Genomic DNA, 16,075 nt, shown 5'->3' on the forward strand with positions numbered 1-16,075 from the left:
CGTAGGACTGTTCGTTTGTGAGCGGCCCGCCCGGTCAGGTGACGATTCCGTACTCGCGGATCTTGCGGTAGATGGTTGCCCGGGACATCCCGAGCGCGGTGGCCGAGGCCTTCTTGTCCCCGTCGTACGTCGACAACGCGTCGACGATGGCGTCCCGCTCGAGCGCTTCGATCGGCGTCAGCTGCCGCCGGGTCGTGGCCCTGCACTCGGGCGGCAGGTCGGCCAGCTCGACCACGCCGGACCGGCGTCGTCTGGCGACGGCTGCGAGGACCGAGCGCAGATGAGTGATGTTGCCCGCCCACGGCAGCCGCATCAGCTGGTTCATCGTGGCGGTGGAGAAGGTCAGGCCGTGGACGCCGGCCGTCGCGAGCAGCGACCGGACCAGTGCCGGAACGTCCTCGACGTGATGCCGCAGCGGCGGCACCTCGACAGTCCGCGGGAAGAAGGCCAGCAGTTGATCGGCGATCTCGGTGCGGTCCGACGGCAGCGTGAGCGCGACCCAGGCGTCCCCGGCCGTCGCGCCGTCGCGGACGCTCTGCAAGAGCTCGGTGAAGCCGTCGAGGGCCTCTCCGGTCAGCAGATGCGCCCGCCGGATGATCAGGTCGGCGCCGGACTCCAGCTCCGCGCGGGCCTCGGCCACCAGTTCTTCGCCCGTTACCGCCGGATCGAGGACCGCAAGCCGCCGCTCAGGTGCCACGTGCCTGCGAACAGCGCGCAGCAATGACAGCTTGCCCGCACCCGGCTCGCCGTCGGCGATCAGCCACTCGGACCGGCTGCACGCCTCCAGCATCTCCTGGATGACGTGCTGCCAGACCGCGCTGGTTCCGGTCGTCCCGGGAACCACCGGGAGCCGGGCGGCCTGGTGGCTGCGGGCGGGCAGACGTTGCTCCTTGATCTGGATCACCCCACCGGCCAGGGTGTCGCCGACGAAGGTCGGCCGATAGGCCATCCGGGCGGTGGTCCCGCTGGGTAGATCGGTGACGAAGACCTGTGGCTTCGTGCCGCCGCGCGCGTCGCGGGTCCGGTCGATCAGGGCCGCTTGGTCGATGGCGTCGAATCGCGCCTGTGCGTAGGAGTTCATCATGAAGACCTCGTCGCCCAGCGCGAGCACCGGTCCACCGCTGTGCCGGCAGGCCGCGTAGTAGTCACTCAGCAAGGCGTGGTCGAGCGCGTTCGCCTCCTCGACGACCCGCTCGTGGATCCGCCGGGCCGCGAGTTTGGCGAACGACAGCAGGATCGAGTTCGAGTTCCTCGCCTGGGTGGTGATGTCCAGTACGCCGAGGAGGCCGCCGGTGACCGGATGGGTGATCGGCGCGCCGGCGCAGGAGAACATCCGCAGCTTCCCGTTGTAATGCTCGGCGCCGTCGACCAGGATCGGTCCGCACACCTCGAGCGCCGTACCGATCCCGTTGGTCCCGACCGCGGACTCGGCGTACTGGAAGCCGGGCGCGAGGTCGACCGAGTCCAGTCGCCGGAGCAGGGCGGGGTCGCCGCCCCGGCGGTCGAGGACCACACCCTTCGCGTCGGTCAGGATGATGCAGACCGGCTCGTTGTGGAGCTCGGCCGACAGTGCGTCGATGACCGGCCGGGCGGCCCGCATCAGCGTGGTCTCCCGGTCGATCCGGTCGAAGTACGCCGGTGCCGGGCGGTCTACATCCACCTGGGAGGCGTGTGAACGCTCCCACGACACTCGGATCGGATCGCGGACCGGCTGTGCAGCGCCCATGGCCGTCTCCTTCACGTCCGTCACCAGCGGAACTGCTCCCACGGTAGCCCCCTGCCGCGGGACCGCCATCTCACATTGAGACACAGAGACCTCCGATCCGCGGCTTTCATCACTGTTCAACCCCGATGATGGAGGCCCACATTGAGCAGGCAGAGTCTTACCAAGGCCCACGCCAAGATCACCGAGTTGTCCTGGGAACCGACCTTCGCGACCCCGGCGACCCGCTTCGGCACCGACTACACGTTCGAGAAGGCGCCGAAGAAGGATCCGCTGAAGCAGATCATGCGGTCCTACTTCCCGATGGAGGAGGAGAAGGACAACCGCGTGTACGGCGCCATGGACGGCGCCATCCGCGGGAACATGTTCCGCCAGGTGCAGCAACGCTGGCTGGAGTGGCAGAAGCTGTTCCTGTCGATCATCCCGTTCCCGGAGATCTCCGCGGCCCGGGCGATGCCGATGGCGATCGACGCCGTACCGAACCCCGAGATCCACAACGGGCTCGCGGTACAGATGATCGACGAGGTCAGGCACTCGACGATCCAGATGAACCTCAAGCGCCTGTACATGAACAACTACATCGACCCGGCCGGGTTCGACATGACCGAGAAGGCGTTCGCGAACAACTACGCGGGCACCATCGGCCGGCAGTTCGGCGAGGGGTTCATCACCGGTGACGCGATCACCGCCGCGAACATCTACCTGACCGTGGTCGCCGAGACCGCGTTCACCAACACGCTGTTCGTCGCGATGCCCGACGAGGCGGCCGCGAACGGCGACTACCTGCTGCCGACCGTGTTCCACTCGGTGCAGTCCGACGAGTCGCGCCACATCAGCAACGGCTACTCGATCCTGCTGATGGCACTGGCCGACGAGCGCAACCGGCCGCTGCTGGAGCGCGACCTGCGGTACGCGTGGTGGAACAACCACTGTGTCGTCGACGCCGCCATCGGAACGTTCATCGAGTACGGCACCAAGGACCGGCGCAAGGACCGGGAGTCGTACGCCGAGATGTGGCGTCGGTGGATCTACGACGACTACTACCGCAGCTACCTGCTGCCGCTGGAGAAGTACGGTCTCACGATTCCGCACGACCTGGTCGAGGAAGCGTGGAACCGGATCACCAACAAGGGCTACGTGCACGAGGTGGCCCGGTTCTTCGCGACCGGCTGGCCGGTGAACTACTGGCGGATCGACGCGATGACCGACAAGGACTTCGAGTGGTTCGAGCACAAGTACCCGGGCTGGTACTCGAAGTACGGCAAGTGGTGGGAGAACTACAACCGGCTCGCGTACCCGGGCCGGAACAAGCCGATCGCCTTCGAGGAGGTCGGGTACCAGTACCCGCACCGCTGCTGGACCTGCATGGTGCCTGCCCTCATCCGCGAGGACATGGTGGTCGAGAAGGTCGACGACCAGTGGCGCACGTACTGCTCGGAGACGTGCTACTGGACCGACGCGGTCGCGTTCCGGGGCGAGTACGACGGCCGGCCGACGCCGAACATGGGCCGCCTGACCGGCTTCCGCGAGTGGGAGACCCTGCACCACAACAAGGACCTGGCCGACATCGTGCAGGACCTCGGGTACGTGCGTGACGACGGCAAGACGCTGATCGGCCAGCCGCACCTCGACCTGGACGACCCGAAGAAGCTGTGGACCCTCGACGACGTCCGCGGCAACACGTTCATGAGCCCGAACGTGCTGCTGAACGAGATGTCCGACGCCGAGCGCGCGGCCCACGTGGCGGCGTACCGCGCGAACGGCACGACGGCCGCCTGAATCCCGCCCGAATTCGACTCAGTATCAGGAGGAGGCCGCCATGGCCGACACCCACCGGATCCGCTTCGAACCGGTCGACATCGAGATGGACGTCACAGAGGACGACAAGATCCTCGACGCGGCGTTCCGGCAGGGCATCCACCTGATGCACGGGTGCCGGGAGGGGCAGTGCTCCGCCTGCAAGTCGTACGTCCTGGACGGTGACCTGCAGATGGAGCGCTACTCCACCTTCGCCTGCAACGACGCCGAGGTCGCCGAGGGGTACGTGCTGCTCTGCCGGGCGCACGCCTTCAGCGACTGCACGATCGAGCTGCTCAACTTCGACGAGGACGAGCTGCTCGGCGGCATCCCGATCCAGACCGTCGGCGCCCGCGTCGAGGCGATCAATCCCGTCACCCGGGACATCGTCTCGCTCCGGCTGCGAACCGAGCGACCCTTCGAGTTCCGGCCGGGGCAGTACGCCGACATCACGATCCCCGGCACCGACGAGCACCGATCGTTCTCGATGGCGACCACCCAGTCGACGCCGGACGAGATCGAGTTCCTGATCAAGAAGTACCCGGGCGGCCGGTTCTCCGCCCTGCTCGACGGCGAGCTCGTGGTCGGCGACGAGTTGTCACTGACCGGGCCGTACGGCTCGTCGACGCTGAAGGACGGCCACGTGCTGCCGGTGATCTGCGTCGCCGGCGGGGCCGGGATGGCCCCGATCCTGTCGATCCTGCGACACCTGCGGGAGACCGGCAGCACCCGTCCGGTCCGGTTCTACTACGGCGCTCGTACGGCGGCCGACCTCTTCTACCTGGATGCGATCAAGGAGCTCGGTGCCGATCTCACCGGCTTCGAGTTCATCGCCTGCCTGTCCGAGTCGGCTCAGGGCTCGGACGGGCTGCGGGCCGAGGAAGGCAACGTCACCGACATCGTCGAACGGCGGGAGCCCGAGCTGCACCGCAGCGAGGTGTACCTGTGCGGCCCGCCGCCGATGGTCGACGCCGCCTTGACGTTGCTGGAGGCAAGCAACGTGCCGAAGGACCAGGTCTTCTACGACAAGTTCACCAGTCCAGCGACTACCGATGGAGCCTGAGATGACAGAAACCAAGCAGCGCAGCTTTCCGACGATCGAGTTCACCGACTCCGAGGCCGGTGCGCTGGAGTTCCCGAGCTCGACGAGCCGCGCGTACAACTACTACAAGCCGGCGAAGCTGCGCGCGACGATGTACGAGGATGTCACCGTCGACGTGCAGCCGGACCCGGAGCGGCACCTGAGCCAGGGCTGGATCTACGGCTTCGGTGACGGTCCCGGCGGCTACCCGAAGGAGTGGACGGCCGCGAAGTCGTCCGACTGGCACGCCTTCCTCGACCCGAACGAGGAGTGGGACCAGACGATCTACCGCAACAACTCGGCCGTGGTCCACCAGGTCGACCTGTGCCTGCAGAACGCGAAGCGGGCCCGCGCGTACGACAGCTGGAACCCCGCCTGGCTGAAGTTCATCGAGCGCAACCTCGGTGCCTGGATGCACGCCGAGAACGGTCTTGCACTGCACGTCTTCACCAGCATCCAGCGGTCCGGGCCGACGAACATGATCAACACCGCGGTCGCGGTCAACGCCGCCCACAAGATGCGCTTCGCCCAGGACCTCGCCCTGTTCAACCTGGATCTGTCGGAGGCCGACGTACCGTTCGACGGCGGTGCCCACAAGGAGGTCTGGAAGAGCGCGCCGGAGTGGCAGCCGACCCGCGAGGTGGTGGAGCGGCTGACAGCGGTGGGGGACTGGTGCGAGTTGTTGTTCGCAGCCAACATCGTCTTCGAGCAGTTGGTCGGGTCGCTGTTCCGGACCGAGCTGGTGATGCAGATCGCCGCTCGTAACGGCGACTACATCACGCCGACCATCGTCGGCACCGGCGAGCACGACTACGACCGCGACCTCGGCTACACCCGCAACCTGTTCCGGCTGCTGACCCGGGACGCCGAGTACGGCGAGACCAACAAGGTGCTGTTCGGCGAGTGGCTCGCGATCTGGGTTCCACGCTGCCTCGATGCCGCGCACGCCCTGCAGCCGATCTGGTCGCAGCCGGCCGAGAAGTCCGTGACGTTCGCGTCCAGCCTGGACGCGGCCAAGCAGAAGTTCCGTTCGCTGCTCGAGGATCTCGGGCTCGACTCTCCGAAGGAGCTGGACCAGTGAGCATGCAGTTCGGATCGGCCACCGAGTTCTCCAACAAGTGCGGCGTGACCCTGATGAACACGCCGATCGGCCGGGTCGTCGCGGAGGTGATGGGCGCCAAGGAGGGCGTCGAGCTCACCGAGTACCCCTCGATGATCCGGGTCGACGGAGTAGGGCTGCTCGACTTCGACTACGCCGAGCTGACCGACGCGCTCGGTTCGGAGTTCGACGGCTCGGTCTTCGAGGAGATCAGCTCGACCCACTACGGCCGGATGGTCCACCTGGACGACAAGACCATCCTGTTCGCCAGCCCCGAGGACGCCGCCGAGTACATCGGCTTCGACCTCACCACGAAATGAGGCCGGGATGTATGAGAAGAACGGCGAGAAGTACTTCATCGTCGACGCGCACATCGCCCTGTGGGACGGTCGCGCCTCGAACCAGAAGAACATCCACGGCAAGCAGTTCATCGACTGCTTCTACGACTACCACAAGAACCTCAGCCCCGAAGAGGTCGTCTGGGACTACGACACCTACACCTACTACGGCGGGCAGCGGTTGCTGAAGGACCTCTTCGAGGACGGGTACGTCGACCACGCGATCTTCCAGCCCGCGATCCTGAGCGACTTCTACGTCAACGGGTTCGGGCAGACCGAGGACGCACTCGCGCTGACCCGGGCGAACCCCGGCAAGCTCACGTACAACCACGCCTGGGACCCGAGGCACGCGGAGGCGGGACTCGAGCAGCTGCGCAAAGACGCCGCGCGGATGAACCTGCAGGGCGTCAAGCTCTACACCGCCGAGTGGTACGGCGACTCGCGCGGCTGGAAGCTGGACGACCCGTGGTCGCGGCGCTACCTCGAGGAGTGCCTCGAGCTCGGGATCAAGAACATCCACGTGCACAAGGGCCCCACGATCCGGCCGCTGGACCGGGACTCGTTCGACGTCGCCGACATCGACAAGGTGGCGACCGACTACACCGAGCTCAACTTCATCGTCGAACACGTCGGCCTGCCGCGGCTCGAGGACTTCTGCTGGATCGCGACCCAGGAGCCCAACGTGTACGGCGGTCTCGCGGTGGCGATGCCGTTCATCCACACCCGGCCGGGGTACTTCGCGCAGATCATCGGCGAACTGCTCTACTGGATCGGCGAGGACCGGATCCTGTTCTCCAGCGACTACGCGCTCTGGACGCCGAAGTGGCTGGTGGAGGCGTTCGTCGACTTCCAGATCCCGGCGGAACTGACCGAGTACGCGCCGATCACGGTCGAGCAGAAGAAGAAGATCCTCGGCCTGAACGCGGCGGCGCTGTACGGCCTCGACGTACCGGAGGAGCTCAGGCTTCCCGCCGGTACCGTGTCGAGGGAAGAAGCCGTGGCGTCATGATCGCGGTCGCCACTTCGCTGCAGTCCGCAGTCGTCGCGGCGCTGGCGACCGTTGTCGACCCGGAGTTGGACCAGCCCATCACCGACCTCGGCTTCGTCCGGTCGATCCGGATCGACCCGACGGGCGTGACGGTCCACCTCCGGTTGCCGACGTCCTTCTGCGCACCCAACTTCGCCTACCTGATGGCATCCGACGCGGTCGACGCGCTGCGCCGGGTGCCCGAGGTGGGGAAGGTGACCGTCCTGCTCGACGATCACCACGACTCGGACAAGATCAACGCCGGCCTGGCCGCGGACGCGGGGTACGTCGGCACTTTCGGATCCGAGGCCGAGCAGGACCTGGACGAGCTGCGCAGGATCTTCCAGCGCAAGGCGCACACCGCCGCGATGGAGCGCAGCGTGATGGCACTGCTCAGATCCACCGGTACGACCGTCGAGCAGTTGCCCGGGCTCACGCTCGGGCAACTGCCCGGCGGCTCCCACAAGGAAGCCCTGCTGCGTCGCCGGACTGCCATCGGACTGGGCATCCGGCCGGACGACCTGGTGCTGGTCGGCGACGACGGCGTACCGGTGCCGGCCGAGGCGATCCCGATGCGCCTGCGGTTCGCGAAGGCGGTCCGGATCTCCGTCGAGGGCAACGCGCATTTCTGCCGCGGCCTGCTGGCCACCCGCTACGACAACGAGCCGGGCGGCCTGATCACCGATACGAGGAGGACCACATGAGAGCCGTGCAGGTGATCGGCTACCACACCAAGCTTCAGCTCACCGAGATCCCGGAACCGAAGATCACCGGACCGCTGGACGTCGTCGTGCGGATCGGCGGCGCGGGCGTCTGCCGGACCGATCTGCACATCCTCGAAGGCCAGTGGGCCGAGAAGAGCGGCGTACGGCTCCCGTACACGATCGGGCACGAGAACGCGGGCTGGGTGCACGCGGTCGGCGACGCCGTCACGCACGTCTCGGTCGGCGACAAGGTCATCCTGCACCCACTGATCACCTGTGGTCTGTGCCGGGCCTGCCGCTCGGGCGACGACGTGCACTGTGAGGCGAGTAGCTTCCCAGGCATCGACACCGACGGCGGGTACGCCGAGTATCTGCGGACGACTGCCCGCAGCGTCGTCCGGATCGACGATCGCCTGGAGCCGGCCGACGTGGCGGCGCTGGCCGATGCCGGGCTCACGGCGTACCACGCGGCAGCGAAGGCGGCGCGAGCGCTGCGCCCCGGCGCCGTCTGTGTGCTGATCGGCGCCGGTGGACTCGGGCACATCGGGATCCAGGTGATGAAGGCGATCTCGGCGGCGACGCTGGTTGTCGTCGATCGCAACCAGGCGGCGGTGGATCTGGCGGTGGAGATCGGCGCCGATCACGGAATCGTTGCCGATGGCACGCACGTCGAACAGGTCCGGGAACTGACCGGCGGCGCCGGCGCGGAGGCGGTGATCGACTTCGTCGGTGAGGGCGGCGCGACCGCGGACGGGGTGGCGATGCTCCGGCGGGCCGGCAACTACTACGTCGTCGGGTACGGCGAGAACCTCGACGTACCGACCATCGACGTCATATCGACCGAGATCAACTTCATCGGGAACCTGGTCGGCTCCTACAACGACCTGCAGGACCTGATGGAGCTCGCGGCGCAGGGCAAGGTCGCGCTGCACACCACGAAGTACCCGCTGGAGGACTTCCAGCAGGCTCTCGACGATCTCGACCACGGCCGGGTCCGCGGCCGGGCGATCCTCATCCCGTGACAGCGAAGGCGGTCTGACCATGGCGAAGGAACTGCGATTCAACACGGACGCGCGACGGTTGCTCGAATCGGGGGTGAACGCGCTCGCGGACGCGATCAAGGTGACGCTCGGGCCGAAAGGCCGCAACGCGGTGCTGGAGAAGCTCACCGGCCCGCCGACCATCACGAACGACGGTGTCACGATCGCTCGGGAGATCCAGCTGCGCGAGCCGTTCGCCAACATGGGCGCGCAGTTGGTGAAGGAAGTCGCGATGAAGACGAACGGTGTGGTCGGCGACGGCACCACCACCGCGACCGTGCTCGCCCAGGCGATGGTCCGCGAAGGGCTGCGCGAGGTCGACGGGGGCGCGAACCCGATGCGGGTACGGCGCGGTATCGAGCAGACCGTGCCGGTCGTGATCGAGACCCTGCGCAGCTGGGCCGTCGAGGTCGGCGGCCGGGACGAGCTGCGGCACATCGCGACCCTGGCGGCCAGCGACGACGAGACCATCGGCGCGGTGATCGCGGACGCGGTCGACTGGGTCGGGCGCAACGGCGTCGTCACCACCGAGGAGTCCGACACGCTCGGGATGTCGGTGGAGGTTGTCGACGGCATCGAGTTCGACCACGGGTACGTGTCGGCGTACATGGTCACCGACCGGGAGCGGATGGAGACCGTCTACGACAACCCGGTGATCCTGCTGACGAACAAGAAGATCACCCAGGTGCAGGACATCATGCCGACCATCGAGGTCGCCAAGCGCATGGACCGTCCGCTCGTCGTACTGGCCGAGGACGTCGACGGCCCGGCGCTGCAGTTGCTGGTCGGCGGCAACATGCACAACACCATGCGGTCCGTCGTCGTGCACGCTCCCGGCTTCGGGCACCGCAGGATCGCGGAGCTGGAGGATCTCGCCACCGCGCTGGGCGGCACCGTGATCGCGAAGGACACCGGCCTGGACCTGCACGAGGTCAGCCGGGACCACCTGGGTTCCTGCGACCGCATCACGATCACCGAGAACAGCACCACGATCGTCGGCGGTCACGGCGACGCGTCCCTGGTGGAGGCGCGGATCGCCCAGCTGGAGAAGCAGTTCGAACGGGCCAAGATCGACGCCGACCAGGACAGCCTGCAACTGCGGATGGCGCGGCTGGCCGGCAAGGTCGCGGTGATCCGGGTCGGCGGCGCGACGAGCGTCGAGCTGAAGGAACGGATGCTGCGGGTCGACGACTCACTCGCCGCGACCCGTGCCGCGCTCGAGGAGGGTGTCCTCGCCGGGGGCGGAACCGCCCTGGTGCAGGCGCAGGCGGCGCTGTCGAAGCTGGAGCTGACCGGGGACGAGGCGATCGGCCGGGAGGTCGTCCGGCGGGCGCTGCCGGAACCGCTGCGGTGGATCGCGATCAACGCCGGGTACGACGGCGACGAGGTGGTCGCCCAGGTCGCCGGACTGCCGCGCGGTCACGGCTTCAACGCGCTCACCGGCCAGTACGGCGACATGGTCGCCGAAGCGGTCATCGATCCGCTGAAGGTCACCCGGGCCGCGCTGGAGAGCGCGGCCTCGATCGCGGCGCTGCTGATCACCACCGAGACCGCGGTCGTCGAGGAGATCATCGGCAACCCCGGCGCGATCATGGCGCCCGGCTTCGGCGACCTCGCCGAGGGCATGGTCCGGCCGTCCAACATCTACTGAGTGGAGGGCGTCATGCCGGATCGACGTCATCAGTTGCTGGAGACCTTCCTGCACCGAGTCCTCGGCGTACCCCTCGATGAGGTACACGGCGAGGCCCTCGTACTCGCCTATGGAATGAGCGATCGGCTCGAGGACCTGATCGATGCCGCGCTCGGGTATCCCACCCGGGATCCGCACGGGACGCCGATCCAACCGAAGGCGCACGTGGACGCATGATCGAGCCGACCTCGCCTCAGCTCGCCACCGCGGCCAGGACGTTCGGCCTGTTGCTGGCGCCGGTCCGACTGCACCTGGTCGCGTTGGCGAGTTGTGGCGAGTACGACGTCGGCACGCTGGCCGCCCGGGTGGGAGTCAGCGTGCCGACGGCGAGCCAGCACCTGGCCAAACTCCGCCTCGCCGGCCTGGTCAGCGCCCGGCGCGAGGGCCGCCGGCAGTTCTACACCGTCCAGGACCCCCACGTGATCGCACTGGTCGAGCAGATCTTTGCCCACGTGGCTCCCGACGGCTCCCTCGCGCCGGACCCGCCCAGGCTGGGAGCCGCAGGTTTTCCCTTGCCTGTCGCGGAGCGCGACCAATTACTTCCATGGCCGATACAACGGACGTATGGTCTCCGCGGCTCTGTGCGTTGACCCAGGGCTACGGGAGCGCCGCCTCGGGACGGCGACCCGTCAAGAAACATCCGGAGTACGTCATGCGAATCTCGCTGGCCACACGCACCCGCAAAGTCATAGCCGGCGGCCTGGGGGCCGCCCTGATCGCCGCCGGAATCGGCGGCTACGCCGGCCGCTACGAGCTGAAGGAAGAGTGGCTCAAGCACCAGTGGGCCGGCCGGCACTACAACGCCGCCGTGATGGAGAAGGCTCTGATGATCGCCGGCGGCAACCCGTCGGAGATGCAGAGCGAGTCCAAGGAAGCCTTCACGATCGCCGACGAGTTCGAGCAGGCCAGGACCGCGCCGGGCGGCATCGTCGCCCCGGGCGCATACTCGGCCGCGTTCGCCCAGCTCACGGCGCTCCCGCACACCTCGGGGACCTGGCACGACGTCACGAGAGTCCCGTACGACGCGGACGACTCCCGCTACCGTGACTGGTACTCCAACTCCAGTGGCGGCGCCGGCTACGTCACCGGCCGCGTCACCGGCCTGGCGGCTGACAACGCCAACCACGTGTACGCCGCCGGCGCGAACGGAGGCGTATGGCGTTCCACGTCCGGCGGTGGCAACTGGACACCGCTCAGCGACTCGCTACCTTCCCTCAGCGGCGGCGACCTGCAGCTCGCCGGTGACGGCTCGCTCTGGTACGCGACGGGCGAGGCGAACACCGGCGGGACGTCGTACGTCGGATCCGGTGTCTACCGTCTCGCGAACCCGGTGACCGGCACCTATTCGCCGTCCGACCGGGTCGGCGGCAAGGAACTGGAGTCGACCACCGTCGGCCGGTTGCGGTGGGGCGGCGGGCAGGTCTTCGCCGCGACGAACCGCGGCGTCTGGTACCACGACGCGTCGACCAGCGCAGGCGCCTGGAAGGTCGCGTTCTACCCGAACCCGGACTTCATGCCGGAGATCAAGGACGACGCCGGCAACGTGCTGGTGCCGGCCGGTACTCAGACCGGCGGCGCGACGAACGCGGCGTACAAGAACATCGTCAACGACATCGCGATCGACCCGAAGAACCCCAAGCACATCATCGCCGCGATCGGATGGCGTTCGGGCGACACCTACAACGGGTTCTACGAGACCAACGACTACACCGCCGGTCCGTCGAGCTGGAAGCGGCTGAGCGTGGTGCTGGGCGGCATCAAGAACAGCACCGACGTCGGTTACACGACGTTCGCGTTCAGCAAGACCGGCGACCGTCTGTACGCGCTCGTGCAGCAGCCGAGCAAGATCAACGGCAGCACGAGCCTCGCCGGGATCTTCGTCTCCAAGACCGGCAGCCCGTCCGGTCCGTGGAACAAGATCGCCGATCCGCAGATCCTGCACAACAGCGGCTCCGCTCTGGACCGCAAGGGGTACGCCGTCGGTGTGCAGGCCTGGTACAACCAGTTCCTGACCGTTGACCCGGCCAACGCCGACCACGTGTGGGCGGGCCTGGAGGAAGTGTTCGAGACGACCGACGCAGGGTCGCACTGGGCCACCGTCGGGCCGTACTGGAACTTCGGCTTCTCGTGCTGGAACATCGACGACTCCAAGAACACCTGTCCGATGGCGCCGCACTCCGACCAGCACTCGGTCGCCGTGGGCACGTCGGGCGGCAAGCCGGTCGTCTTCGTCGGCAACGACGGCGGCATCTACAAGCGTCCGGTGAACGGGCAGGTCAACGCCAACAAGAACGCCACAGACTGGCAGTCGCTGACCACCGACGGCACGATGGACGCTCTTCAGTACTACTCGGTCTCGGTCGGCAAGGACACCAAGAACGGCGGCGTGGTGGTGTCCGGCGGCCTGCAGGACAACGGCGTCTCGAACCTGTTCGGAGTGAATCCGAGCGGCGGCAACTCCGACACCAAGATGGGCTCGAACTTCGGCGGTGACGGCGGCGACGGTGCAGCCGATCCGCAGAACGGTTGCAACCAGCTGCAGGAGTACGTCGCCCTGGCCGTCAAGATCACCAACAACTGCGCGCTGAACAAGGGCGCGTTGAGCGAGGCCGAGGCGAGCTCGTGGAGCCTGGACCCGGGTGACCCGAGCCCGCGGTTCATCGCCCCGATCGCGATCGACTCCGCGAACTCGAGCGGCTTCATCGCGGGCGGGCAGTACGTCTATACGTCCGCCAAGGGCTGGGGCATGCGGAGCGCGTCCGAGTGGACCAAGGCGTTCGATCTCGGCGCCGGGCACTCGGCAACGGCCGTCGCGATGCGCGGCGGCGTCGGGTGGGTCAGCTGGTGCGGACCGTGCAACAACGAGGGCTTCGCTCGCGGTCTGGCCACCAACTCGGGCGGCACCTGGCACCAGGTGACCTTGCCGTCGAGCTTCCCGAACCGCTACCTCGCCGGCGTCGGCATCGATCCGGCCAACGGGCAGCACGCGTACGTCGCCGTGAACGGCTTCTCGCGCCGCTTCACGGAGGGTCCGGGTGCGGGTGTCGGCCATGTGTACGAGACCAAGGACGGCGGCACGACCTGGTCGGACATCTCGGCGAACCTGCCGGACATCCCGACCAGCGCCGTCAAGCAGCTGGCCAACGGAGCACTGGTGGTCGGGTCCGACCTCGCCACCTTCTACCGCGCACCCGGTGCGACGAACTGGCAGGTCCTGGGCACCGGCCTGCCGACCACAACGGTCATGGACATCGAGTCCGGCCCCGACGGCAACATCTACGCGGCAACCCACGGCCGCGGCATCTGGAGCATCACCCCACCCGCCTGACCAGCGGACTGTCGACGGCCCACCCCCAAGCAGGGGTGGGCCGTCTCACGTACTCTTGGTGGCTGTTATGCGTACTTATGAGGTCCGCACCTACGGGTGTCAGATGAATGTCCACGACTCCGAGCGGCTGCGTGGTCTGCTGGAGGAGGCGGGCTATGTCCGCGCGCCCGAGGGTGACGAGGCCGATGTGGTCGTGTTCAACACGTGCGCGGTCCGGGAGAACGCCGACAACAAGCTGTACGGCAACCTCGGTCACCTGGCGCCGGTGAAGGCGCGCAAGCCCGGTATGCAGATCGCCGTCGGCGGCTGCCTGGCGCAGAAGGACAAGGCGTCGATCACGAAGAAGGCGCCGTGGGTCGACGTCGTCTTCGGCACCCACAACATCGGCGCGCTGCCGGTGCTGCTGGAGCGGTCCCGGATCGAGCAGGAGTCGCAGGTCGAGATCCTCGAGTCGCTCGACGTGTTCCCGTCGACGCTCCCGACCCGCCGCGAATCGCCGTACTCCGCCTGGGTGTCGGTCAGCGTCGGCTGCAACAACACCTGCACGTTCTGCATCGTGCCGGCGCTGCGCGGCCGCGAGAAGGACCGCCGGCCGGGCGAGATCCTCGCCGAGGTCGAGGCGCTGGTCGGCGAGGGCGTGCTCGAGGTGACCCTGCTCGGGCAGAACGTGAACTCGTACGGCGTGGAGTTCGGCGACCGGTACGCGTTCTCGAAGCTGCTCCGCGCGTGCGGGGAGATCGACGGACTGGAGCGGGTCCGCTTCACCTCGCCGCATCCGCGGGACTTCACCGCGGACGTGATCGAGGCGATGGCCGAGACGCCGAACGTGATGCCCTCGCTGCACATGCCGTTGCAGTCGGGTTCGGACACCGTTCTGAAGGCGATGCGGCGGTCCTACCGGCGGGATCGCTATCTGAAGATCATCGAAGACGTGCGGGCGGCGATGCCGGACGCGGCGATCACCACCGACATCATCGTCGGGTTCCCGGGGGAGACCGAGGAGGACTTCCAGGGCACGCTCGACGTGGTCCGGCAGGCACGGTTCGCGGGTGCGTTCACGTTCCAGTACTCGAAGCGTCCAGGGACGCCGGCCGAGTCGATGGCGGACCAGGTCCCGCGCGACGTCGTCCAGGATCGGTACGAGCGACTGGTCGCCCTGCAGGACGACATGGCCTGGGCCGAGAACAAGCTGATCGTCGGCCGGTCGGTCGAGGTGCTCGTGGCCGAGGGGGAGGGGCGCAAGGACGCCGCCACCCATCGGCTCAGCGGTCGCGCCGCGGACAACCGGCTCGTCCACTTCGCCGTACCGGATGGTGTCGAGGCGCCGCGACCGGGTGACCTGGCAACGGTCGAGGTCACGTACGCCGCTCCGCATCACCTGGTCGCGGACGTGTTCGGCGCCGTACGGCGGACGCGCGCCGGCGACGCGTGGCAGCGCTCGGTGGACGCACCTGCAGCTACGCCCGGCGTGATGCTCGGCATGCCGACCATCGGCGCCACGCCCCTCGAGCCGGCCACCGGCGGCTGCCAGGTCGGATGACCGACGAGTCCGCAGGATCGGATCGCGCGGCGGCGCTCCTGCCGCCGGACGCCGAGCCGATCGCGTTCGGACGGGACGCGGACATCTACTCGATCGATGACGAGTGGGTGCTGCGGCGGTACCGCAACGGCCATCCGGTGCGTGACGAGGCCGACTTCATGCGGCACGTCGCACGGTACGGCTACCCGGTGCCCGCGGTGCGTGACGTCGACGGTGCGGACATGGTCATTCAGCGGCTCGACGGGCCGACGCTCGGCGACGCCGCGATCGCGGGCGACCTCAGCGCGACCGACATCGGCCTGATCCACGCCGACCTGCACCGCCGGCTGCAGGCGATCCCGGCCCCGACCGGTACGCCGGGCCGCGTCGTCGTCCACGGTGACCTGCATCCGCTGAACGTGATGGTCACCGCCGACGGCCCGGTCGTCATCGACTGGCGCAACGCGGAGGAGGGCTCCGCGGAGTTCGACGTCGCGATGACCGCGATCATCTTCGCCCAGGTCGCCCTCGACCCCGCATACGAGAACCTCACGGACCTGTTGCGCGACGCGCTCGCGACGTACCTGGCCAACTCGATCGACCCCACACCAGGGCTACCCGACGCACTGGAGCGGCGCGGCAACAACCGGACGCTGACGCCCGCCGAGCTCGCCCTCCTCCCCGCTCAAGAAGCACTGATCCGCTCCCACCTCTAGGCCCAGTCTGGTA

At 67.9% G+C, this 16,075-nt stretch carries 14 protein-coding genes; 13 read left to right on the plus strand and 1 reads right to left on the minus strand.

Annotation, left to right across the window (positions count from 1 at the left end; genetic code table 11):
* Positions 1-34 precede the first annotated feature (34 nt).
* On the minus strand, positions 35-1,726 hold the full coding sequence (locus EV647_RS36745) for a sigma-54-dependent Fis family transcriptional regulator (protein ID WP_134011349.1): 1,692 nt from the start codon (positions 1,724-1,726) through the stop codon (positions 35-37).
* 141 nt (positions 1,727-1,867) lie between these two features.
* Between EV647_RS36745 and EV647_RS36750 the strand changes: the two genes are divergently transcribed.
* From EV647_RS36750 to EV647_RS36810, 13 genes are all read left to right on the plus strand, one after another.
* On the plus strand, positions 1,868-3,502 hold the full coding sequence (locus tag EV647_RS36750) for a methane monooxygenase (RefSeq protein ID WP_134011351.1): 1,635 nt from the start codon (positions 1,868-1,870) through the stop codon (positions 3,500-3,502).
* Positions 3,503-3,542: 40 nt separating this feature from the next.
* Positions 3,543-4,583 (plus strand): 2Fe-2S iron-sulfur cluster-binding protein, encoded by a 1,041-nt coding sequence (locus EV647_RS36755; RefSeq protein ID WP_134011353.1) that lies wholly within the window; start codon positions 3,543-3,545, stop codon positions 4,581-4,583.
* Position 4,584: 1 nt separating this feature from the next.
* The gene (locus tag EV647_RS36760; protein ID WP_134011355.1) at positions 4,585-5,682 is read left to right on the plus strand and encodes an aromatic/alkene monooxygenase hydroxylase subunit beta; all 1,098 of its coding nucleotides are present in this window, start codon (positions 4,585-4,587) and stop codon (positions 5,680-5,682) included.
* 2 nt (positions 5,683-5,684) lie between these two features.
* Positions 5,685-6,020 (plus strand): propane 2-monooxygenase effector subunit MimD, encoded by a 336-nt coding sequence (gene mimD / locus EV647_RS36765; RefSeq protein ID WP_134011534.1) that lies wholly within the window; start codon positions 5,685-5,687, stop codon positions 6,018-6,020.
* Between the two features lie 7 nt (positions 6,021-6,027).
* A complete protein-coding gene (locus EV647_RS36770) occupies positions 6,028-7,047 on the plus strand; it encodes an amidohydrolase family protein (protein ID WP_134011357.1) in 1,020 nt (339 codons plus the stop codon).
* Entirely contained in the window at positions 7,044-7,769 is a 726-nt protein-coding gene (locus EV647_RS36775) for an iron-sulfur cluster assembly protein (RefSeq protein WP_134011359.1), read from the plus strand. The genes EV647_RS36770 and EV647_RS36775 overlap by 4 nt, the downstream gene beginning before the upstream one ends.
* Positions 7,766-8,791, plus strand: coding sequence for an NAD(P)-dependent alcohol dehydrogenase (locus EV647_RS36780; protein ID WP_134011361.1), 1,026 nt, complete (start codon positions 7,766-7,768; stop codon positions 8,789-8,791). The genes EV647_RS36775 and EV647_RS36780 overlap by 4 nt, the downstream gene beginning before the upstream one ends.
* 19 nt (positions 8,792-8,810) lie before the next feature.
* Positions 8,811-10,460, plus strand: a complete 1,650-nt coding sequence (groL, locus tag EV647_RS36785) for a chaperonin GroEL (RefSeq protein ID WP_134011363.1) — start codon at positions 8,811-8,813, stop codon at positions 10,458-10,460.
* A 12-nt stretch (positions 10,461-10,472) separates the two neighbouring features.
* The gene (locus EV647_RS36790) at positions 10,473-10,676 is read left to right on the plus strand and encodes an iron dependent repressor, metal binding and dimerization domain protein (protein ID WP_134011364.1); all 204 of its coding nucleotides are present in this window, start codon (positions 10,473-10,475) and stop codon (positions 10,674-10,676) included.
* Positions 10,673-11,089, plus strand: a complete 417-nt coding sequence (locus tag EV647_RS36795) for a helix-turn-helix transcriptional regulator (protein WP_134011366.1) — start codon at positions 10,673-10,675, stop codon at positions 11,087-11,089. Before EV647_RS36790 ends, EV647_RS36795 begins: the two co-directional genes overlap by 4 nt.
* Positions 11,090-11,151: 62 nt before the next feature.
* Positions 11,152-13,827, plus strand: a complete 2,676-nt coding sequence (locus EV647_RS36800) for a glycosyl hydrolase (RefSeq protein ID WP_134011368.1) — start codon at positions 11,152-11,154, stop codon at positions 13,825-13,827.
* Between the two features lie 67 nt (positions 13,828-13,894).
* On the plus strand, positions 13,895-15,367 hold the full coding sequence (gene miaB, locus EV647_RS36805) for a tRNA (N6-isopentenyl adenosine(37)-C2)-methylthiotransferase MiaB (RefSeq protein WP_134011370.1): 1,473 nt from the start codon (positions 13,895-13,897) through the stop codon (positions 15,365-15,367).
* The gene (locus EV647_RS36810) at positions 15,364-16,062 is read left to right on the plus strand and encodes a phosphotransferase (protein ID WP_238177574.1); all 699 of its coding nucleotides are present in this window, start codon (positions 15,364-15,366) and stop codon (positions 16,060-16,062) included. The genes miaB and EV647_RS36810 overlap by 4 nt, the downstream gene beginning before the upstream one ends.
* Positions 16,063-16,075: the final 13 nt, after the last annotated feature.

This window comes from Kribbella sp. VKM Ac-2566, from assembly GCF_004366005.1.
Lineage (GTDB): Bacteria > Actinomycetota > Actinomycetes > Propionibacteriales > Kribbellaceae > Kribbella > Kribbella pratensis.